At 43.0% G+C, this 22,456-nt stretch carries 20 protein-coding genes and 2 CRISPR repeat arrays; of the genes, 6 read left to right on the top strand and 14 right to left on the bottom strand.

Annotated elements, in window-relative coordinates; translation table 11 throughout:
- Positions 1 to 3 precede the first annotated feature (3 nt).
- From fliM to fliR, 6 genes are read left to right on the top strand one after another with little or no spacing between them, the layout of a single operon-like run.
- Entirely contained in the window at positions 4 to 1,011 is a 1,008-nt protein-coding gene (fliM, locus tag PR809_RS01060) for a flagellar motor switch protein FliM (RefSeq protein WP_195698506.1), read from the top strand.
- Entirely contained in the window at positions 1,004 to 1,420 is a 417-nt protein-coding gene (gene fliN / locus PR809_RS01065; protein WP_004255621.1) for a flagellar motor switch protein FliN, read from the top strand. Before fliM ends, fliN begins: the two co-directional genes overlap by 8 nt.
- Positions 1,421 to 1,442: 22 nt before the next feature.
- Positions 1,443 to 1,901 (top strand): flagellar biosynthetic protein FliO, encoded by a 459-nt coding sequence (fliO, locus tag PR809_RS01070; RefSeq protein WP_206276209.1) that lies wholly within the window; start codon positions 1,443 to 1,445, stop codon positions 1,899 to 1,901.
- 12 nt (positions 1,902 to 1,913) lie between these two features.
- Complete coding sequence (gene fliP, locus PR809_RS01075; protein ID WP_102139616.1) at positions 1,914 to 2,657, top strand: flagellar type III secretion system pore protein FliP; 744 nt, start codon at positions 1,914 to 1,916, stop codon at positions 2,655 to 2,657.
- Between the two features lie 22 nt (positions 2,658 to 2,679).
- Complete coding sequence (gene fliQ / locus PR809_RS01080) at positions 2,680 to 2,949, top strand: flagellar biosynthesis protein FliQ (protein ID WP_102139615.1); 270 nt, start codon at positions 2,680 to 2,682, stop codon at positions 2,947 to 2,949.
- 2 nt (positions 2,950 to 2,951) lie between these two features.
- Positions 2,952 to 3,731: a flagellar biosynthetic protein FliR gene (gene fliR / locus PR809_RS01085; protein WP_102139614.1), complete on the top strand. Its 780-nt coding sequence runs from the start codon at positions 2,952 to 2,954 to the stop codon at positions 3,729 to 3,731.
- A gap of 379 nt (positions 3,732 to 4,110) precedes the next feature.
- Positions 4,111 to 4,462: a CRISPR direct-repeat array (repeat unit 28 nt; unit sequence TTTCTAAGCCGCCTGTGTGGCGGTGAAC).
- 130 nt (positions 4,463 to 4,592) lie between these two features.
- Here fliR and cas6f read toward each other — a convergent pair.
- The 14 genes from cas6f to flgE all read right to left on the bottom strand — a co-directional run bounded on the left by cas6f (position 4,593) and on the right by flgE (position 22,439).
- Complete coding sequence (cas6f, locus tag PR809_RS01090) at positions 4,593 to 5,228, bottom strand: type I-F CRISPR-associated endoribonuclease Cas6/Csy4 (protein WP_166266912.1); 636 nt, start codon at positions 5,226 to 5,228, stop codon at positions 4,593 to 4,595.
- Between the two features lie 8 nt (positions 5,229 to 5,236).
- Positions 5,237 to 6,259 (bottom strand): type I-F CRISPR-associated protein Csy3, encoded by a 1,023-nt coding sequence (csy3, locus tag PR809_RS01095; RefSeq protein ID WP_206276210.1) that lies wholly within the window; start codon positions 6,257 to 6,259, stop codon positions 5,237 to 5,239.
- A 2-nt stretch (positions 6,260 to 6,261) separates the two neighbouring features.
- Positions 6,262 to 7,206 carry a type I-F CRISPR-associated protein Csy2 gene (gene csy2, locus PR809_RS01100; RefSeq protein ID WP_206276211.1) on the bottom strand — a complete coding sequence of 315 codons (945 nt, stop codon included), beginning with the start codon at positions 7,204 to 7,206 and terminating at the stop codon, positions 6,262 to 6,264.
- Positions 7,203 to 8,471: a type I-F CRISPR-associated protein Csy1 gene (csy1, locus tag PR809_RS01105; RefSeq protein WP_206276212.1), complete on the bottom strand. Its 1,269-nt coding sequence runs from the start codon at positions 8,469 to 8,471 to the stop codon at positions 7,203 to 7,205. The genes csy2 and csy1 overlap by 4 nt, the downstream gene beginning before the upstream one ends.
- A 27-nt stretch (positions 8,472 to 8,498) precedes the next feature.
- The gene (gene cas3f, locus PR809_RS01110; RefSeq protein ID WP_206276213.1) at positions 8,499 to 11,954 is read right to left on the bottom strand and encodes a type I-F CRISPR-associated helicase Cas3f; all 3,456 of its coding nucleotides are present in this window, start codon (positions 11,952 to 11,954) and stop codon (positions 8,499 to 8,501) included.
- On the bottom strand, positions 11,951 to 12,925 hold the full coding sequence (gene cas1f / locus PR809_RS01115) for a type I-F CRISPR-associated endonuclease Cas1f (protein WP_206276214.1): 975 nt from the start codon (positions 12,923 to 12,925) through the stop codon (positions 11,951 to 11,953). The genes cas3f and cas1f overlap by 4 nt, the downstream gene beginning before the upstream one ends.
- Before the next feature lie 214 nt (positions 12,926 to 13,139).
- A CRISPR array of direct repeats spans positions 13,140 to 13,647; the repeat unit is 28 nt; unit sequence TTTCTAAGCTGCCTGTGTGGCAGTGAAC.
- Positions 13,648 to 13,926: 279 nt separating this feature from the next.
- Positions 13,927 to 14,862 (bottom strand): flagellar hook-associated protein FlgL, encoded by a 936-nt coding sequence (gene flgL / locus PR809_RS01120; protein WP_102139603.1) that lies wholly within the window; start codon positions 14,860 to 14,862, stop codon positions 13,927 to 13,929.
- A gap of 28 nt (positions 14,863 to 14,890) precedes the next feature.
- Positions 14,891 to 16,534, bottom strand: coding sequence for a flagellar hook-associated protein FlgK (gene flgK, locus PR809_RS01125; RefSeq protein WP_206276215.1), 1,644 nt, complete (start codon positions 16,532 to 16,534; stop codon positions 14,891 to 14,893).
- A 141-nt stretch (positions 16,535 to 16,675) separates the two neighbouring features.
- A complete protein-coding gene (gene flgJ, locus PR809_RS01130; protein ID WP_206276216.1) occupies positions 16,676 to 17,656 on the bottom strand; it encodes a flagellar assembly peptidoglycan hydrolase FlgJ in 981 nt (326 codons plus the stop codon).
- On the bottom strand, positions 17,656 to 18,759 hold the full coding sequence (locus tag PR809_RS01135; protein ID WP_206276217.1) for a flagellar basal body P-ring protein FlgI: 1,104 nt from the start codon (positions 18,757 to 18,759) through the stop codon (positions 17,656 to 17,658). The genes flgJ and PR809_RS01135 overlap by 1 nt, the downstream gene beginning before the upstream one ends.
- Before the next feature lie 35 nt (positions 18,760 to 18,794).
- Complete coding sequence (locus PR809_RS01140) at positions 18,795 to 19,577, bottom strand: flagellar basal body L-ring protein FlgH (protein ID WP_375373117.1); 783 nt, start codon at positions 19,575 to 19,577, stop codon at positions 18,795 to 18,797.
- Between the two features lie 69 nt (positions 19,578 to 19,646).
- Positions 19,647 to 20,429 carry a flagellar basal-body rod protein FlgG gene (flgG, locus tag PR809_RS01145; protein ID WP_166266893.1) on the bottom strand — a complete coding sequence of 261 codons (783 nt, stop codon included), beginning with the start codon at positions 20,427 to 20,429 and terminating at the stop codon, positions 19,647 to 19,649.
- Positions 20,430 to 20,447: 18 nt separating this feature from the next.
- Complete coding sequence (locus PR809_RS01150; protein ID WP_166266891.1) at positions 20,448 to 21,203, bottom strand: flagellar basal body rod protein FlgF; 756 nt, start codon at positions 21,201 to 21,203, stop codon at positions 20,448 to 20,450.
- A 15-nt stretch (positions 21,204 to 21,218) separates the two neighbouring features.
- On the bottom strand, positions 21,219 to 22,439 hold the full coding sequence (gene flgE / locus PR809_RS01155; protein WP_094961173.1) for a flagellar hook protein FlgE: 1,221 nt from the start codon (positions 22,437 to 22,439) through the stop codon (positions 21,219 to 21,221).
- Positions 22,440 to 22,456 lie beyond the last annotated feature (17 nt).

A 22,456-nucleotide genomic window follows, 5' to 3' on the forward strand; every position in this document is an offset into this window, starting at 1 on the left:
TTCATGAGCGATAATATTTTATCTCAGGCCGAAATTGATGCGCTGCTTAATGACGATGCACCATCAAGCAGTACGCCTGTACCAGAGACGCAAGGGAAAGATAATGTTCGCCCTTACGACCCGAATACTCAACGTCGAGTTATTCGAGAACGAATGCAGTCTCTCGAAATCATCAATGAACGTTTTGCTCGCCAATTCCGTATGGGTTTGTTCAATATGTTACGTCGCAGCCCAGATATTACGGTGGGTGGGATTAAAATCGAACCTTATCACGAATTTGCACGTAATTTACCTGTCCCAACTAACTTAAACTTAATTCATATGCCGCCATTACGGGGCACAGCATTGTTTACCTTTGAGCCTGCGTTAGTTTATATCGCTGTCGACAATCTGTTTGGTGGAGATGGCCGTTTTCCTGTACGGCAAGAAGGTAAAGAGTTTACCAATACTGAGCAACGTATTATCAATCGCATGCTCAAGCTCGCTTTAGGGGCATATCGCGATGCTTGGAAACCCATTGCTGATATTGAAGTGGAATATGTGCGTTCTGAAATCCAAGTCAAATTCACCAATATCACGACGTCCCCAAATGACATCGTAGTCACCACACCGTTTTTAGTGGAGATAGGCAATACCGTTGGTGAATTCAGTATTTGTATTCCAATCGCTATGATTGAGCCATTGCGTGAGCGCTTAATTAACCCACCAATGGAACAAGGTCACCAAGAAAACGAAACTTGGGTAACCAATCTTGTTACCCAAGTAAAACGCTCCGAACTTGAATTGGTCGCCAACTTTGTTGACATTCCAATGCGAATTTCTCGCTTACTGCAACTGCAAAAAGGGGATGTGCTCCCAATTGAGAAGCCTGACCGCCTCATCGTTAATGTTGATGGTGTTCCCGTATTAACCAGTCAATACGGTACTCAAAATGGCCAGTATGCATTGCGTGTAGAACATTTGATTAACCCTGTATTAAACACTCTAGATGAGGAAAGTACCAATGAGTGAGGCGAAGAACTCTCCTGATGCATCAACCAATCACGACAGTGAAGACCTATGGGCTGAAGCGCTGGAACAGCAAAAAAAAGCGGAATCCGCCTCAGCTGGTGCACAGGCTTTTGATAACTTTGATGGACAAAACCCATTAAACCAATTGTCCGACATCGATATGATCATGGACATCCCTGTGCGCCTTTCAGTGGAGCTGGGCCGCACTAAAATGACCATAAAAAAATTACTGAGCTTATCCCAAGGTTCTGTGGTGTCTCTGGATGGCTTAGCGGGTGAACCATTGGATATTTTAATCAATGGCTATTTGATCGCACAGGGTGAAGTGGTCGTGGTTTCAGACAATTACGGTATTCGTATTACTGACATCATTACGCCTTCCGAACGTATGCGCCGTTTAAGTCGTTAAATAACAACATGAGTCGATAATAATGGCAATATCCAATCAAGCTGAGCAGGCACCGACATCTGTGCCTTTTTTATCAACAACCGTTTCCTCCAGTGAACCTAATGCACCGGCTATTGACCACAATGATAGCTTGACGCAAATATCGGGCGCTTTAGGGGGGATCATTTTATTGATATTAGCCGGGGCTTGGTTGGTGAAAAAATTAGGATTTGCCCCAAAAAAAATGGGCAAAGAGCAAATCGTAAAAGTCAAAAGTCGCTGCTCACTGGGTAATAAAGAACGCGTTGTGGTTGTCGAGGTGAACAATGAGTGTTTGGTATTAGGTGTCACCTCACAAAATATCAGCCTCTTACACCTATATCCGTCAGAGCCTGAAAACACAACGGCATTGCCAGTTGAACCACTCACATTTCAGTCTTTATTAAAGAAAAAACAAGAGGCTGCAAAATTTGCGGCTTCAGTTACATCTATACATAAGTAATCGGAAACGCTCATGTTATCTTTTAAATCTCTATTTACGATTACTGCCCTCTTGTTTTTATTGCCAAATTCCGCCTCTGCGGCACTGCCTGCCATTATTAGCCACTCAATGGCAGATGGCGGTCAAACTTGGTCTTTACCCGTTCAAACGCTATTATTTTTAACCTTACTAGGCTTTATTCCCGCCTTATTGTTAATGATGACCAGTTTTACCCGCATCATTATTGTTTTAGGTTTATTGCGTAACGCACTCGGAACGCCCTCCGCTCCTCCGAATCAAGTCTTACTAGGCTTGGCACTATTTTTGACCTTTTTTGTGATGTCACCCGTTGCCGACCAAGTTTACCGCGAAGCCTACCAGCCGTTTAGCGAAGACAAAATTAGCCTCGAAACGGCTTTAGAGAAAGGAACCGCCCCATTAAGAACCTTCATGTTAGGACAAACGCGCGAATCTGACTTAGCCCTGTTTGCAAGGATAGCGAAAGTGGGTGAAATTCAAGAAGCGAAAGATGTTCCGTTACGTATTTTAGTACCCGCTTTTATTACCAGCGAACTCAAAACCGCATTCCAAATTGGCTTTACCATTTTTATTCCATTTTTAATCATCGACTTAGTGGTGGCTAGTGTCTTGATGGCATTAGGGATGATGATGGTTCCCCCCGCAACAGTTTCATTGCCATTCAAATTAATGCTGTTTGTATTAGTCGATGGCTGGCAATTATTGCTTGGCTCATTATCGCAAAGCTTTTTTAATTAGGATTATTTTACTCGGAGTAGTCATGACACCTGAATCAGTGATGGCGATGGGAACAGAGGCGATGAAAATCGCACTGATGCTAGCGGCTCCCTTGTTATTAGCCGCTTTAGCCGCGGGTTTAATTATCAGCTTACTGCAAGCCGCCACACAAGTGAATGAAATGACATTGTCTTTTATTCCTAAAATTTTGTCGGTCATTTCCGTGATCATTATTGCAGGTCCCTGGATGCTGAATTTGCTCATTGACTATATGCGGTCTTTGCTTAGCAGCTTACCCTTTATTATTGGTTAACAATGCTAACCATTACCAGTGAAACACTCACACTGTGGCTAAGCCAAGGTTTCTACCCTTTCATACGCCTTTTGGCGCTGCTTGGTACAGCGCCCTTTTTTAATGAAAAACAGGCAATTACCAAAGTTCGCGTCGCATTAGCTTTTTTTGTCGTCTTGATTGTTTCCCCCCAACTTCCGGTCGTCAATATCCCATTGTTTTCTGCTATGGGGCTATGGGTTATCGTGCAACAAATGGTGATTGGTGTTGCGATGGGGCTCACAATGCAAATGGCATTTGCTGCCGTACGTCATGCAGGGGAAGTGATTGGTTTACAAATGGGGTTATCGTTCGCCACCTTTTTTGACCCAACAGGTGGACCCAATATGCCGATTTTAGGTCGTATATTTAACGTCATCACCCTTTTATTGTTTCTCGCTTTCGATGGGCACTTGTGGCTTATTTATATCGTGGTCAATTCATTTGAACTGCTCCCAATTCAAACCGCACCATTAAATCGCGATGGTTTTTGGGTATTTGCTCAATTTGCTAACACTATATTTATTAATGGGTTAATGTTAGCTTTGCCGTTTATCACCTTATTTTTAATTCTAAACCTTGCTCTGGGTATCCTAAACCGCATGACCCCGCAGTTGTCGGTGTTTGTCGTGGGGTTCCCCCTCACCTTAACTATCGGTATCAGTATGTTAGGAGTGATTATCTCTATCCTCCCCCGCTACACCGAGCGGCTTATCCACCAAGCTTTCGAGCAGTTATCGTTGATGTTTAATTTGTTTGTTTGAGTATCGATACTTAATCAATTAATTAGTAAAACCATTTGGTCATTCTGATTCTTAAAGTAAATATATAAAAACTTATTTCGAATTCAAAACTCATTGACTTTTCCTTTTATTAAATCGACATATAAAACCCAATACTTGTTTCAGGCATTATCATAAAAAGCCGCCTGCGTGGCGGTAATCATACCCATTACTTGTTTCGTTTCTAAGCTGTCAATTGACAGTTATCTATCTACTTAATTAATACGGTACGGAGAGAAATCTAAGATGAATTGTTTTTAACGTAAAGATTAAAAGTTAATATGGGATGACTAATTAAAAGTAAATAAAGTTTATCTTAAAATAGCGTAGACAATAATAAATAATGGGTATTTTCTTATAAATTCTAAGCTGCCTATGTGGCGGTGAACATTCCGCAAGAAGATGCTGCAGCTTGGATTATTTTCTAAGCCGCCTGTGTGGCGGTGAACCAGTAAAAATATTCCTGAAATTGATTATGAGCATTTCTAAGCCGCCTGTGTGGCGGTGAACATGGTGTGCCTAATGTCAAAGTTGAAATGTGGTTTCTAAGCCGCCTGTGTGGCGGTGAACTTAGGATCTGTCCAGTCGTCACCTTCATCCACTTTCAGTCGTCACCTTCATCCACTTTCTAAGCCGCCTGTGTGGCGGTGAACACAATAAAGCCATGCAAGATTTAATTGATGCTTTTCTAAGCCGCCTGTGTGGCGGTGAACAATGCACTTTAAAACAAAAAACAAGTAATAACAATCAGTTAAGGGTATTTATCGAAAAATACCCTTTTATTTACTGATAATTATAACTTACTGATTTATTAACCAATTTTAAAAGAGCAAAAGACAAAGGTCAAAAATGTGGAACCGTTGCTAAACAAACTGAGTCATTAGTTGCTTGACTAAGACCATAGCAACTAAACACCCCAACTTGCTTTTGTGTAGCGTCTATCCTTTTAATAAACAAAGGAAAAGACCGGCTTTCAGCTTGCTTATCTCTGGCATGTAAGCTTTCAACCCAAATAAATGGCAAGCGATTAGCCGCCTTTGGCTTACTCGCAGACAACGTCTTTAAGCACTGTTCTAATGGTTGTCCTGATTTTTCAGACCATAATCGCGCTTTTTGCTGCATATCGGCTTCAATTCGACTCTGACCTTTTACATGCTTTCGAATATAGCTTACTTGGACATGCTGTTCAGGTACGGTTTGAATCGATTTAATATGCACGTAATCCATTAACCGTGCTAACCACTTTTGCACATTTAACAGCTCAAGTTCAGCTGGTGTTTTCGCATGTAAACGGATTTTTTTGCCTAAGCGAAAGCCTACGCTGCCATATTCAGGGAAGGCAACTGCAATCGTGCTATGCCCCTGAGACGTCTTATTATCCGCCAGCGCAATATGAATTTGCTGATAAACTTTTTGCCAGAGGAAATCCAGTGGAACTGTTGAGTCAGGCAATAAAGTGACTTCCTGATAATAATTCATAGCCCACCTTATTTGTCGCTTTCACCAAACACGCCACCGCGTACTAAAACCGCCATTACATAGTGTTCATCTTCAATGCGTGGTAGTTTTTCACCCCGCGCCCATTTATCAAAATGGGTATAAAAATCCTGCTTATCTTTTGGTGTCCGATAAGCCGTTCCAAGGTTAGTCACAGCACCGTAAGGTTCGATCGCGATAGCCCCTGCGCCGCTTTCACTACCATACGCGGGATACCATGTATCAATAGAACGCAAAGCATTACCAATTTTTTGTGAATGCATCGCTGCATGTCCATTTACATGGTACAAAATTTTACTTTTATCCCCTTTGCCTTTATCCATCACCAATTCTTCGCTCGGGTACACTTCTTGTGCTTTACCTAATTGAGAATAGGTAGTAATTTCTAATAGTAAAGCGCCTTGGGGATGTGCTAAGGCCGCCGCAATCTTTTCAGCTAACTGAGTGATTTTTTCATCTTTCGCATCAAATTGATGAATACTGTATTGTGTCGCATCAAACACCCATTCCATTGATTGGCCTTTATTAAGGACTTTAACTACTACCTCGATTTGTTCAGCCCCCACACGGTTGCGCCATAAAAAGCGCCCATTGGCGATATTTTGGGCATAACGGCGGCCTAGTTCTTGGAAGCCTTGTTTTTCAATGTAATCTTTAGCCGCTTGCGCATAACTTTGTTTGAACAATGCGTTATTACAAGCCGATGGCGTTTCAACGCCTCCAAGCACTTTTAAGGTGAACTGATGAACCAAAGTGTCTTCCTCAGTCCCTAATGCACAGGCATCCACTGTTTGTAAATTGGCTTTCTCCACTTCTGAATTTAATTTTAAAGGGTCACTTTTCACCGCGCCTTTTAAGCGGTTTGAAATCGTCCCTCGTACAGATTTTTCCTGTAACGACAATGGTGAAAATTGCGATTTATTATCCCAACATGTACCGTAAAAATAGCCATCTGATGGAACCAATTTTTTTTCAAATGCTAAAACCGATGCAACATCATTATTCTTCGCCATTATTACTCTCCACTCGAAATAAAGTTAGCTGCCACTTGTTGGCATAAATACAGGTTTTGGGATTCAACAAACTTAAATCCCCACAAAATTTCATGAATGTTATTCACGCGACTCGCTAATACAAACTCCCCTAACGTAACGACGCTTTCAGCAAACCGATGTGGCACTTCTGAGTCTCGCTGGTTTTTTGCTTGCCCTAACGGGGAGATACCTTGATATCCAGTTGCTATTGGAACAATCCAGCCTGCCGTTTTACGCTGAGTTCGCCATTCAAATGACGTCTTGTTCCCATTTTCTTTTCCAGTATCAACACAATGGTTTTCCACGACCACATGATCCAGCAGAGCATCTATGGCATCTTGCCCATTATTCATTGCGCCAATCATTAAGTCGCGCCGCTCAATCAATGCATAGCCAGGCATGACGCTATTGAGTAACTTTTGTCTATATTTCCCATCCGCATCTTCCGATGGCAAAATATGCACCGATGGCTTCCCTAATGACAGAATATCGCCCCCAGCGAGTTTCATGGTCATCACTAAATCATGGATAACATCTAGTAGCGGTGAATATTCAGGAAGCCCTTCAATCACCTTATTGTTTTTAATGCCATATTTAATCAACAAAGAAACGTCTAAGTGGCAACGGGCTTCTTCGATAAATGCAGAGCGCGAGCCATCACTATTTAATGGGTTGCCTGTTCCCACAATGGAACTAACATAATCATTAGCCCCACGATAAGTTTGTAAGTCACAGTCATGGCTAATGATGGCGATGGAATCGAGAATAATATTTAGCGAGCCATCGTCACCCAGTTTGCGCTCTAGGGCATGCATAAAACCTAACCAAGCCGTCATGGCTGGAAAACCAATGGTATAAGGGCTAGATAACGCATTTGCATTGTGAATTTTTAAATGCGGCAGTTTAAGTATATAAGTGGAACTCATCGTAATAGCTCCTTATTAATGGCAATAACGTCCGCGATAGCCGCAAGTTCATCATCCCCTAAACTTATCGCTTTTTTCCCCAGTACTTTTTTGTAATGCCGCATAAATTGCTGGGCAATAAGGAGGATCACCTCCTCTAACCATTCGTCTGAGTTATTGCGCCGCTGTTGGTCTGGAAACAACCAAGTTTGTTGTACTTTAGCGAGTTCGGCTGGTAATTGAATGCCATATTGTTCAAATTCGCGCCGTACTTCCCACATGGTTAACATAACGTAATCGAGATATTCTTGAATTCGTCTATCTCGATATTCAATAAAACGGCTGCCACGCAGCTCTTTGGGTAGTGAAATCAAGCCATGAAATGCCTCTAAGCTTTCTTTTACTTGCCAAGGACTTAACGTGTTTGAAAAGAAATCATGAGTGGGTAGACGTAGCTTTCGTTGCGCTATTTTAGGCGGAAGTGAGGGTAACAAATGCGCTTTACCTGCATTTTGATTATTGAGCACGGAAATATTTTGTGGCTTAGTTCCCCCGTAACCAATGGTTGTAAGACCATAAATTTCTTGATAGCCAATGTCGCTAAATTCCCCTTTACGTTTTAAGTCTCGCAGTGCTTTAGTCTGTTCAGAAAATCGAATAGCATCAATGCGTTTACGCAGTTCGAAAACTAAGCCTGATGGGGTTAATGGTGATAATAAGTGATATTCGCTATCCTCTAGCCAAACAGGAAAATAAACTTGTTTGATTTTTGAACTCGTCGCTACCGTATCATCTGACACAACCATAGCCAGAAAACCGTCCCGCAGGACTTGATATTTTTCATCGCCTTGTTTAAGCAGGTCTTTTGCTAATGACGTTTCATCCTCAATATGCGCCAATAATGTTTTGTTATCTTGCAACTCAAGGGTAAGGAATTTATACACGTCAAGCGCTGCTGCATTACCTAACGCGTCCGTCTCAACAACAACATTCCCTGTTCGCAAAAAACCGTCATTTGCCTGAGCAGAACTGGCCAGTATTGCAGTGACATAACCATTTTTGTTCTTTCGAGAACTTGGGTGGCTAAAGGTGCAAGGGTGAGTGGATAACGATATTTGCCCTGCCCGCTTTGCCGCATTCGGCAACCACTGTGACAATGAAAAAGCCGCATCACATTCCTGCTGCAATTGCAGAAGTTCATTATCACTCATCGACGCCTTTACATTTTTTTTAAGCCATCCCTCTTTGCGCTCCGCAAAAAAGGCCTCTATTGCTGGATCTAACATAGTAAATGGTCCTTATGACTGAATTTTTTACTCGGAAACATTAAGTGTGCTGAGTCCCATTTGGTCGTTATAATAAAAATGAACTCCACTTTTTTCGCGTGGTGAGAAACTGATTTCGCCATAACGTCGAGAAAGTTGTTCCGCTGACTGGTATTCATTTTCACGGCTTTCTAAGGATTGCTGATAATCACGCACTAGCCATAATCTCTGTTTTAGTGGCTCGGCCAGTGGCTGAAAACCTATCCCATATTTACCATCAACTTTTACCCAACCACTGTCTTTATCATATTCACAAAAATACGGGTTATTTTTTGCTGATAAAATCAACGATAAACACATTGTTGGTTCACTTTTTCTAAATGAAAAAAACTGCTGAGAAAGAGCTGTTAGCCCCCAAGCCCCACAGGTATATCCCCAAAGCGTGTTAGGTGTATTTAACGGAGTCTCTATTGCTTGAAAAAGCAGGCGTGAATGCGTTGTTGTTTTGGGTTTAAGATCGGTAATATCGCCCATCAATCGCTCGATTGATGCATGCTCTAAACAAGCCAAACTGTTTTTTTGCTGGCTTTTCCAATTCGGGATTTGTTGAATTCTAGGGATCGCATCGACAGAATTTTGCAATTGCGGCTCATCCACCAGCTCACACAGGTCATGGGTGGATAGCCGTAGGTTTAGATTGCCATTTTCATAGCCCGGTTTATAAAAAACATCTTGCGGTTTTTCTTCAATAAATCCTTTCCAGTTATATTGCAACAAGGCAATATTGGGACTGCTAATTTCCCCCTCTCGGTGCCGACGCACTCGCCCAGCCATTTGGATAATAGAGCGATAAGAAGATGGTTCAATTACAGCCCAATCAAAGTCGTGGTCGCGGCCGACTTCCTCAACAGGCGTTGCTACTAAAATAAAAATAAGCTGTTTCGCGTTACCTTGCTGATGAACATGGTCGATATGTTGACGAATGACGGGGTTTTGGAAAGCCTCCGGGGGCTCCCCTATTTTTTCTTTGCGCTTCAATACCGCATCAAGGTGTTTTTCTTGTTCATGACGTAGCAGCAGCACTTGCTGACTATGGTAAGCCATCGTGCGAATTTCTACTCCTTCCGGCCATTCGCTCGCTAATAAATAATGGGTTAATGCAACGCAAACGGGGATATTGGCAACACGTACAACACCAAAGGAGACTTGCAGTTGGGTTTGCTTTTCAGTGCAGAAATGCATTTGGTGCAGGCCTAAGATCCCCTGCTGAATATGAGAAAAATATTGCGTTTGTCGATCAGGGCCTTGTTCTTTTTGCATCGGCACAATAAACGCTTTGCGACGCGCTGCCTGTGATTGCAGCACTTTAATGCGTTTTTCAATAAAAGTATGGTGGTATTGACGGTAATGATTAAGAGTAATGTCATCATCTACAGCCGTGATGGTTGCAATTTGGCATGAACGCAAACATTTATCTTTCTTCCCGTCATATTGCCCCTCATCCACCCATACGCACCCCACTTGCAGTGATTTTTGTTGGCTAAGTGCATGTATTCGCCAACCTAATTGGTAAGCCTTAAAATAGAAAAGTGCTAATGTTGGGGGAATAGTAGCAGATGAAATCATCACCTTACGACCCAAGGCCCCAGCTAGATAGACTAAACGCCCAATCGCTTTCGAGTCATCCCCCGTAAAATCATCAATCTCATCAATCACTAAGTCAGATGACATTAACCGCAGGTAAGGGAGGATATAACGCCCACCTCGCGTGGTTTCTGTGGCACCCATTATATGGTCTATGGTGCAGGCTAAGATCGGCGCGTACAGCAACGCTCTGTCTTTTGACCTTGTTAATACCGTAGAGAGCTCTTCTTCCGGTAAACTGCCTTGCCAGTTTAGTTCTAACCTTTCATCATCAAAAAGGCTTTCTTGGGACTCAGAGCCTGACTCCACTGACAGAGGCTGTTCTTCAATGTTATTTTGTTGTTCTTGATGGAGTTCTAATACCGCTTTTGAACCAATCAGCACAGCAAGGTTATCATCTTCGACGCCTAATCGGTCTCGATATTCATCCCCTGTTTGTAGGGTCAGTGTTCGCAGCCCTAACGCTAAAATAAACCGCAAACTTTGTTTATCTTCCGCTAGCGCCTGCATAATTTTGGCATTAGCGATTGTCTTACCACAGCCGGTACTCGCCATATTAACAATAAAATACCCTTGCGTTTTATCTTGTTGTTCTTCTCGATATTGATTAATGGCGTTAACTGCATCTTCCTGCCAGCTAAATTTCCCTGTGGCATGTTTATTGTGTTTAAGTTCGTTGATGTCACTTGCGACAGGCGGCTCAGTTGCGAAGAATGGTAAGTATTCCGTGACGTTAGCCGCAATATTAGCCACATTCACTAAGTGTTCATCGAGCCGTTGCTTATATTCAGTGTGCCCATGCAAACGTTGGGTATTGGCATATAATGGAATATCTGACTGCCATGTCGGGTCAGCCTCTTTTGATGAATAATTATGATCCCCTAGCATCAAACATAAGCGCGCCTGTTCCGCAACCAACCGCCAGCAGCCATTCTCTAACGCTTCGTTTAATAGAGGAAGTTGATGTTTAAGGTGTTCTGCCGCCTGACTGAGTGCTTGTTGCCATACTTTTGACTCGCTCAATAAGCCATATGGGAATTCAAAACATTGATGAATTCGCTGTGAATAATCAGCTTCATTATAGTAATTTTGGTAGCCCCACTGTTTATCCACTGTCTCTAACAGTTCTGCTAACGAATCATAGGCTTTATCTGCATAGAATAAACGTTCTTTATCATTCGCTAAAAACGGTAATCTATGATGAGAAACAATCAACCACACCAATAACGAGGCCGCATCAGGTAATTGGCTGAATGGTGTTTCACAATGATTATTTTCCTTTACCCACGTTTGTAATTGCAGCTCATGCCATGAGGAATTAACTAGTGCATCAAGCCAGCTTTCGTCTTGTTGCGGATCACCTTGGCTTTTTACCAATGCACTGAATAATAATGAAGAAACCCATTCATGACGTAGCGGATCCCCTTTAAAATGGTTTTTACTGTGCGGGTTTAATTTGTCTTGAAATAACTGAGAGGCTTTTCCCCAGTCATGAAGCAAGGCAGCTAAACGCGTTAATGCATTGATTAACGGCAGATATTTCCAATTATTTTCACGTTCACTAGCCAATAAGGACTTTTCTGTTCGGTTAACCGGAACATACCCCTGCGAGTTAAATTTATTTTTGTTGCCAACCACCCAAAGTAACTGGCTGCGCGAACGAGAACGTATCCAATGGCAGCTTACCGCCGTATTACGGCTGGCACTACGACGCAACAATTTTTGAACCATTTGCAAACCCTCTTGTGTGATCAAGGTTTGCCATGTGTTATCACCAATTCGGTTAGCAAATGCATCTAACACTCGCCGAGTTCGTTTTAATGCATGCTTTTCACATTGAGAAACAAAGGTAACCATCATAGGGACGTCACCTGTTGTGGATTTTTTGTTGCTAGTAAAGCCAGTGACTTGACGGTATCGAACATAAAATCAAGGGATTGATGGTCAACAAAGGATTGCAAAATTTGCTGGCGAAACTCTTGCTCACTCGACCCTTCTTTACCGCAAATAAATGCCCACGGCAAAACAATGGCATCTTTAATTAAATCAGCAATATCAAAGACTAAAGCCCCACGACGAGTTTTACCGTGCATTACCGCAAAGCCATGAGGAATACCTAATACCCAAAGGCAACTCGCCGCCAATCCATAAGCCAAATAATTACCATGATTTAAAAAGTCATTAGCCTTGTCGGTGGCTTGGTGCTGACGCGTAAAATTCTTTTGCCCCGTATTATTCGCTGCATACTTATATAAGGTTTTAGTCAGTTGGGCTTCGGTGAGTAATAATTCTTGTGTATCTTGGGCTGCGTCAGTGCGTTGGTGAAAGATGTTTAATGCGGATTGGATAGTGCTGTCGTTATAGGTAAAACCTTCATTTTGTAGCTCACGTGAGCTTTGCCATACTTGTTGTAAGTACTTGATGCGTGACCGCTGTAATATCTTAGCCACCGCTAAACGTTTTTCATCATCAAACCAAAAGGATAGCCAGCCTTGTAGATATTCCGTTGGCCGATACTCCCCTTGTGGCGTTAGCCATTCAACTTCGGTGGACATATACAGTGGCGCTCCCCCACCACCACAGAAGCCAACGAGTACCCCTGCTTGGGATAGCATTCGCATCGCCGCCTGAGTGACGGAGGTTCCTGTTCCCAGTAATAAAACTGTAGTATTCGCAATCGGGATATTGAAATAGAGGTTTTCGTTTTTGGCTTCGGTAAAATAGAGCACTCGGCCGTCTTTTTGCATCACTCGGCAATGTTCCAAGTAATACATATTGGCACGTTTTGAATGCAAAATAGTTTTTAAGTCACTCGGCGAGAAATCATCCATAAACGCTAAATTTCGTCCTTAAATAATAAGATTTTTGAATCAATTAATCCTATTAGAATAAGCTTTAACTTACGAAACAAGCCTTAACCCATGACTAAAGTCCAATTTGCGAAGAGTTTCACAAAATGGTGAGTAAAAAATACCTCTTTGATAACTTTTTTATGCGGTTTATGTGGTAGTAAACTGTGGCGGAGTCAAAACAAGGCGGGTTTAGTTTCTAAGCTGCCTGTATGGCAGTGAACCCACATTCAATAACAAGCTGTATGAGAAAAACTTTCTAAGCTGCCTGTGTGGCAGTGAACAACCAGTCGGTTAATAACTCACTTTTTTCAGGTTTCTAAGCTGCCTGTGTGGCAGTGAACCGTGCGGTTTCCCATTCTTCATTATTTCTTCATTTCTAAGCTGCCTGTGTGGCAGTGAACTATCTCTTCAACATCATTAAACTCGTCGCTGATTTCTAAGCTGCCTGTGTGGCAGTGAACTTTAACCAAAGTAGAGCAAGGAAGCGAAGAGTTTTCTAAGCTGCCTGTGTGGCAGTGAACTAAAAATACTCGGAGCTACACAAACAGGTAAATTTCTAAGCTGCCTGTGTGGCAGTGAACCTTCATCAACATTAATATAACAGTGTTTTTTTTTCTAAGCTGCCTGTGTGGCAGTGAACATAATAGAAAATGGTGACATACTCTATATTAGATTTCTAAGCTGCCTGTGTGGCAGTGAACTATAACTTTTGTAGATTAAAACAAATAAAAACAACGTGCTAACTTTAAAAAATGAAAAATAGCTTTATTTTCAGTACTGGTTGTAACTTATTGTTTAGTTAATGAATTTTTAAAGAGCAAAAATCAAAGGTCAAATTAGGGTAAAACAAACGCAAATTTATGCAATATGAAAAACACAAATAGTGAACTCAAACTTTGAAGTAGTGACTAAAAAAACCAAACAAAAAAACCGCGCTTGGATCACTCCAAAGCGCGGTGAGTAAAAATAATATTAAATAATTAACGGCTACCGAAAAGTGACATGCTATTTAAGTCTTTAAAAATACTTTGTGAAGCTTCAAACATCGCTTTTTCTTTATAATAATCTGTGGTGGTGCCAGTCCAGTTAGTTTCTAACAACTCACTTTTACGGGCTGCGTTTTGAATTGAGCGCGTGTCAGCTAAAAAATTCAATTTATCAATTTCTTGTAATTGTAAACCTTGCTTAGCTTCAATATTGGAAATTTGATCTAATGCAGATTTAATGGCACGGTTCGCTTCACCTAACTCAGATTGCGCTTGGTCTAAATCTGCTTGAGGTGCGCCTTGCAGTGGTTTTTTCAGTGACTCAATACCCGTATTTAGCGCTTTGAAAATATTGACAACCCCGTTACTGTCCGTATCAAACACTTGCGCGCCAGTGAAATAAGTCGTCATCTCACGGTCACTCGCCACATTCTGCATAATCGCTTTGTCGCCACCGTGATACAACACATCACCGTTAGCATCAATTTCAAATGGTGGTTTATCTGATTTAAAACCCGCGAAAATATATCGGCCATTGCCATCAGTCGAATTGCCCAACGCCACTAACTGCTCTTTCAGCCCCGTGAGTTGCTCTGCCAAAGTATTACGGTCTTTATCGCTTAAACTACCTTGGTTTGATGCCTGAATAATCGTGGTATCGATTTGTGTCGTCACATCTGTCATCTGAGTCAAAATGCTCATCTGCAACGTCATTCCTGTTTTAGCAAATCCACGACTGGCAACATACTGTTGATTACGGTTTTCTGACTGGTTAATCCGCACCGCTTGCGAAGACGCTTGCGGGTCATCAGAAGGCTTGCTTACACGTTTACCAGACGCTAATTGGCTTCCTGCATCCATCCAACGCGCTTGAGCGCTGTTCATGTCTTGCAAGCGTTGGTGATAAATCATATTGGTACTTAAACGCATCGCTAAATCCTTATTCTATCGCTAATATTTAGAATGCACGCATCAATGCGTTAAATAAATCATCCACCGTTTTTAGCACTTGCGCATTGGCATTGAAAAACTGTTGGATTTTCTGCATCTGAATACTTTCTTCATTCATATTCACGCCAGAAATAGCTTGCTCTTGTTCATAGAAGCTTTCTGTCATTTTGTTCTGTGTTTCAGAATCAATTTGCGCTTGCTTGGTTTTGCTGCCCACATCATTAACTAACGTTGCATAGAAATCAGAAAACGTGGAGCTACCATCAATGAGTTTTTCGTCTTGCAGTTTAACCAGTTGCTTAATGTTTTCATTATCACCTGGGCCGCTGTCTTTACTTCCAGCAGCTGCGAAATCAGATGCATTGCTTACCAAGACCTGCATACCGTTGATCACACCACTCACTGGCTTCACCAGAAATGAGTCGCCTTTTGACATACCCGTGCTATTGCTGATTTTGATTTCTAAACCATCAAATTTCAGTGTACCCGCAGTATTGGAATCTACAGGAACTTTAATGCCTTCGGGTAAACGTGTGACATTCCATTCATTGCCGTCAAAACGCATTTCGTAGTTATTGCCTGTAACTTTAGACACATCGCTATAACTGAGATCAAAATCTGCTTTGCCACTATTATGGGTGTTACTAACAACGCTGCCTTTACCCATTTCAAAGAAGTCTTTACCAGTGTTACCGTTGGCATCATAACCTTTGCTATGAACTTCATTGAATTTAGTCGCGAAAACCAATGCTAACTTATTGAGTTTTTGATAAGCCGGGTCCATGACTTCTTGACGAGAACGCAGGATACCACTGAGCTCCCCACCACGGAATGATTCATCAGGGATTTCACGCGCTTGGCCATTCGCCCCCACAAAACCTATACTAAAACGGCTATCATCTTTAGAAGACGGAACCGCTTCCAGGCGATTCGCTTTCTCACCGGTGACTAACGGTAAACCATTAGCAAACGTCACGTTATAGTTTCCGTTTTGCTCAATAACTTTCACACCAACCAATGAGTTAACTTCATTGACTAAACGGTCACGCACATCTAATAAATCGTTTGGCTCTGAGCCACTTACTGAACGGATCCGCGAAATTTGCTGGTTTAAACCGGCAATTTTTTCAGCGTAGATATTGATATCTTTGACTTTATTTTCTATCTGATGATTCGTATCGCGTTCCATTTCCTGCAGACGACGATCTGCTTCTTTAAACTGGCTCAATAATGCATTTGAGTTGCCTAAAAAAACATCAACCAACGTCTTATCACTGGCATCACTGCTGGCCGCATCTAACGCGGTGAAAAAGCTGCCAATGTTACTTGAGATATCTTCAATATCATTAGTAAGCAAATCATCAACTTTATTACAGTTCTTAACGTACGCCTCATAGTCGCCGCTACGCGCGCGGGATTGGCTGTACTGCGCATTGACAAATTCATCAAACTCACGGCGAACATGGCTGAAATAAGTGCCGTTACCAAAATAGCCATTAGGTGTCATCGTACCGGGATTCTCCCCGAAAACAGCACTTTGGCGATGATAGTAACCTACACCTGCGTTGGCTAAGTTGTTAGAAATCACACTTAACCCGCCTTGTGCAGCGTTCACACCACTGAGCGCATTATTCATTACATTGTTCAGCATAAGCTTTTCCTGTTCTGGATGCTTATCGCCGCCATTGGCTGACACAATAAAAGCGATAGCAACACAAAGTATTTAGAGCATATTTGGTTATCGGAAATTCAGCGTATTTATTTAGCCCAAACTCGCAATAATTCCGTATTTTTAGAAAATATCGTTTAAGTCTATGGTATATGCCTGAACCGCCCTTGAAGTCGAGAGGCTACTTGTCGGTTGATGGCCGCGTATTTGATTAATCAAAGTGATAAGCTTGTCCGAGTAACCGGGGTCTGTGGCATATCCAGCTTGATGTAAACGGCGTGCGGCAATCTCTGGTGTCGGTGCTTTTTTGACATCTTTATAACGCGGGTTTTCGGTCAATAGGTTGATATAATCGGCAATCGCCTCTTCATAAGAGCCATAAACGCGGAAATCATCACGCATTTTGATGGTTTTGCCGTTAATCACTTCTGTTGTCATAATATTCGTGACAGGCCCTTGCCAGTTTTTTCCCGCTTTTATCCCAAATAGGTTATGGCTGGTTTTTCCATCTGATTTCAGAATTTCACGCTGCCCCCATCCACTTTCTAATGCCGCTTGTGCCAATACCAGAAAATGTGAAATACCACTGTTTTGGCTTGCGGCTTTTGCGGGTTCAATTAAGCGGCTAATAAAATTACTGCTATTAAGTGATAAGGCTTTGATTTTTTGGAATGGCGCCGATAGAGCATCGCCCATTGGTGCAAAGTGGCGCATCATTTGCTCCATATTAAATGGCGGTAATGATTGCGCTGTTTTCTCATCTAAAGGCAGAAGGCCGCTGGATGCAGGCTCACTCGAGGAGTGCTGGTCTCGCGTAAGCTGCTGGTACATCATTTCCCCAAAACCTAAGCCTTTTTGCGACAGATCTTGGGCGATTTGCTGGTCATACATACTGGTAAGCATGCGCGTTTGGTCGCTGGAAAATAAACCATCTTGCGGAAGTGCGTCACGCATACTTTTTAGCATCAATTGAACGAATGTTGCCTCAAGTTGCTGCGTGACGTGGCGCAGCCCTTGCTCCGAATTTTTATTCAGTTCACCTTTTAACTGCCCCAGTGACTGTAAATCAAATGCGGCACCTTGCAATAGCTGCATGTCACTCATTAGATGATCTCCAGTTTCGCACGTAAACAGCCTGCACTTTCCATCGCTTGCAGTATCGACATCAAGTCGTTTGGCGTTGCACCGAGTGTATTCAGCGCTTGAATGACTTGGTTTAATTGCACACTGGCGTTGACTTTTTGCAATGCTCCGCCCCTATCTTGTACTCCGACACTGGTGTTTCGTGTCACCACGGTTTGCCCACCCGCAAATGGGGTGTCCGGCTGGCTCACTTGAGTTTGCCTTTCTACCGTGACCGCTAAACTACCGTGTGCAACAGCACAGCTGTCTAGTGTGACACTGCGGTTAATCACCACAGAACCGGTGCGTGAATTGAGGATCACTTTCGCTTCAGCCACTGGCGCACGCACATTCAGTTCTTGCACTCGTGCTAAAAAGCGCACTTGGTCGCGATTATTGGCAGGAACCAGTAATTGCACTGTCCGCGAGTCTAACGCAGACGCGGTTCCCATACCGCCCATACGGTTAATTGCATCCGCAATATCTTGTGCCAATGTGAAGCTATCTTCGTTTAATTGCAGGTTAATCGCACCACTTTGCCCAAAACTGCTCGGTAACTCACGTTCGATAGTTGCTCCACCGGCAATACGACCGCCATTGAGTTGATTGACCTTAATACTACTGCCGCCGCCACTGGCACCCGCACCACCCACTAAGATGTTACCCTGAGCCATCGCATAAATTTGCCCATCAACCCCTTTTAAGGGAGTCATCAACAACGTACCACCACGTAAGCTCTTCGCGTTACCCATTGAAGAAACGACAATATCCACGGATTGCCCTGTACGTGCAAAAGGAGGCAATTTGGCGGTGACCATGACCGCAGCTACATTTTTCAGTTGCATATTGGTACCTGGTGGCACCGTGATGCCCATTTGCGACAGCATGTTATTCAAGCTTTGGGTCGTAAACGGCGTTTGCATGGTTTGGTCACCGGTCCCATCAAGACCCACAACTAAACCATAGCCAATCAACGCGTTATCTCGCACGCCTTGAACGGTAGTTAAATCTTTAATACGCTCACTGTGTGCTGAAAAAGCGAAGCAAAAAAATAGTGATAGCAAAATTAATACGTTGTTTTTCATTAAATTATCTCGGCTGTTTTCTCGCTAATGTTTAATTAATAAGGCGAAACATTTAAGAAAAAGCGTTGTAGCCATCCCATGTTTTGCGATTCGTTAATATAGCCGTCACCCACATATTCAATGCGTGCATCAGCGACTTGTGTCGAGCTCACATGATTGTCTGAGCCGATAGTGCGCGGGTTAACCACTCCTGAGAAACGAATCGACTCCGTTCCCTGGTTTATCGCAATACGTTTCTCACCAACCACATGTAAGTTACCGTTCGCCAATAATTGGTCTACAGTGACAGTGATGGTGCCTTTAAAGGTGTTGTTGGCATTGGCACCGCCTTTGCCGCTAAAGTCACTGTTACCTTTAATATCTAATTCTGTGTTTTTACCGCCAATCCACCCTTGCATAAAACCCGGTAAGATCGCAGCTAAGAAACCTGTTTTCCCACTACGATTGGCATTCGCTGAGGAGTTTTTGCTCGCACTCACGTTTTCTTGCAAGTTAATGGTCAAAATATCGCCAACATTACGAGGACGCCTGTCTTCAAACAATGGTTGATAACCATAGTAAGCGGGTTGAGCGCTTTGAAATATCGAGCCATTCGGTGCGGGTGCTGTCGGTGCTGTTGGGATTGCCGTGGTTTGGGTGTCCACTAATGGACGCGATTTGATTTGTGCACAACCGCTGGTAACTAAGACCAAAATGGCAAGTAACCCTGCCTGTTTAGGTGTTATGAAACGTGTTAGCAACGCTGCTTTTTGCTGTTGAGAAATCGTGCCGCTTTCAATCATCATGTTACTCTTTTGCTGCTGTGTACGTTTTATCATCACGAAGAGGTCCCTCTCATTAATAACTCATCACTATCGCAATGAGTTATTTCTACGTATTTTTACCCATTACAATTGCGTTAATCGCTGTAACATTTGGTCAGAAGCGGATACCGCCTTACTGTTGATTTCATAAGCACGTTGAGTTTGGATCATGTTGACCAACTCTTCTGCCACATTGACGTTAGAGGTTTCTAACATGTGTTGATAAAGTAAACCTGCGCCATTGGTACCCGGTGCGCTCTCATTTGGTGCGCCCGAACTGGCGGTTTCCATATACAGGTTTTCCCCCATACTTTCCAAACCAGCATCATTAATGAAGGTGGTTAATGTAATTTGGCCAACTTGCTGCGGTTGAGTATCCCCATACACAGTGACAGATACAGTGCCATCTCGCGCAATCGTCAAACTGTTAGCGTTATCGGGGATCATAATCGCTGGGACAATTTGGTAGCCACTGGATGTCACTAATTGGCCATCTTGATTACGTTGTAATGCCCCATCTCGCGTATAGGCATCTGTACCATCTGGCATTTGCACATGGATAAAACCTTGGCCTTTAATCGCGATATCTGTCGTTGTTCCAGTTTTATTTAATGCACCTTGGGCGTGAATACGCATAGTGGCAACAGGGCGTGACCCCGTTCCCATTTGCAAACCCGATGGTAACGACGTTTGTTCAGAGCTCATAGCACCCGGCTGGCGAATATTTTGGTACATTAAATCTTCAAAAACAGCGCGTTGGCGCTTGAAGCCATTGGTACTAACGTTGGCTAAGTTATTCGAAATAACATCAAGGTTAGTTTGTTGAGCATCAAGCCCTGTTTTAGCAATCCATAATGAGCGGATCATAATAATTCCTTACTGTATTTAGCTAACAGCGAGCAGTTGGTTCGCCCGTTGTGCATTTTCATCAGCACTGCGGACAACTTTCATTTGCATTTCAAAGTGCCTTGCATTAGCAATCATCGAAACCATAGCTTCTGCCGCATTGACATTACTGCCTTCAATCACCCCCGCAGTGACAATTCCGCGTTCACTTTGTGGCAAAACATTGCCATTTGCCGCTTGCCCTTGTGGTGATAAATGAAACAAGCCATCTTCGCCACGGAGCAAGTCTTGAGGCTGTGCTTCAACCACTTTCAAACGCCCAATTTGCCCTAACATCGTTGGTGGGTCAGTGGCTAAAAGCGCGGTAACTGTCCCGTCTGCACCAATGGTTAATTCTGCATTTGGCGGAACGTTAATTGGCCCACCATCACCTTGTAAGCGACGTTCGCCAATGACAAGTTCACCTTCACTAGACACTTGAATATTACCGTTACGGGTATAAGCTTCTGTGCCATCTGCTAACTCAACAGCCAAAAAGTGCTTATCATTCAACGCAACATCAGTTTGTTTACCCGTATAATTGAGCGGCCCTTGGCTCATATCAGCACCGGGAGTAGAAGCCACCACCAGTGTTCTGGTTTGCTCGCTGTCACCATTTATCGGTACGGCACGCATTGCGGACAATTGCGCTTTAAAGCCTGCGGTTGACACATTGGCAATGTTATTTGAAACAATCGCTTGGTTTTCCAGCGCATGACGCGCTCCTCCCATCGCGGTATAAATGACGTGATCCATGGCCACCCTCTTGTTTTATCGTAAATTAACTAGCGTCTGTAACATCTGATCTTGTGTCTTGATGGTTTGCGCGTTTGATTGGTAATTACGCTGCATCACAATCATGCTAATTAACTCTTGGCTCATATCCACGTTAGAAGACTCCAACGCACCGCTGGTTAATTTACCGAACTGGCCGACACCCGGAACGCCGTCCATCGGGTTACCTGACGCATTAGAAGAGGCCCAAACGTTGCCACCTTGGGAGACCAGACCATTTGGGTTTGCGAAAGCGGATAATGCCACTTGACCAACCACACGTTTTTGTTGGTTAGAATAGTTAGCGGTAATCAAACCGTTATCTTCGATTTTAAAGGTGGTGTATTCACCGGCTGGATAACCGTCAACATCAATCGCACTAACGGAAGACTCGCTGACTTTTTGTTGGCGAGTCTTACTTAAATCAACGTTTAATATTCCATTATCAGCGCCATTTAACCCGTTATACGCGAAAGCAAATGTGGCTTTATCTGCGTCTTTTAACTTACCATTACCATCAAACTCTAGTTCACCCAGTTTTTTAGCTTCAGTTTCGTTAGCGTCTTTCGCATAAGCGGTCCATTTGTTATCTGACTCTTTAACAAAGTACACTGAAATTTCATGGGTATTACCCTGACTATCGAAAGCGGTCATTGTGGTGCTAAAGTTATACGTTGCTGAATCATCAGGCTTTGTGATGTCAAATTTCTTATCTTTAACTTTATCTTCAGAATTAAGGTTTATCGTCAGTTTCGCTAACTCAGATTTTTTCGCATCCATCATATCCGTTGGGATATTCAAGCCTTCAGGTACACCACCACTTTGGATGGTAACATTGCCTTTTTCATCAACACTCGCGGGGTAACCTGTGACTACCATCCCTTGGTTATTGACTAAATTACCGCTTTTATCGCGTAAGAATTGACCATCACGGCTGTAGTAAGTATCACCGTTTTGGTCTTGTACGCGGAAAAAACCATTACCTGAGATGGCAACGTCTGTCGCTCTATCCGTGCGCGTGATTGGGCCATCTTTAAAATTTTGGGTCACTGCGGCCACATTGACACCTAAGCCAACACCTGAGCCTGCAAACATATCGGCAAATGAGGTCGTCGCGCCTTTAAAACCATTTGTTGCGGAGTTGGCAATATTATTACCAATTGAATCAAGCCCCGCTGAGGCTGCATTTAAGCCACTGACTGCTTGTGAAAAAGACATATTTTCTCCATGAGTAT

It is taken from the genome of Providencia sp. PROV201, assembly GCF_028479545.1.
GTDB lineage: Bacteria > Pseudomonadota > Gammaproteobacteria > Enterobacterales > Enterobacteriaceae > Providencia > Providencia huaxiensis.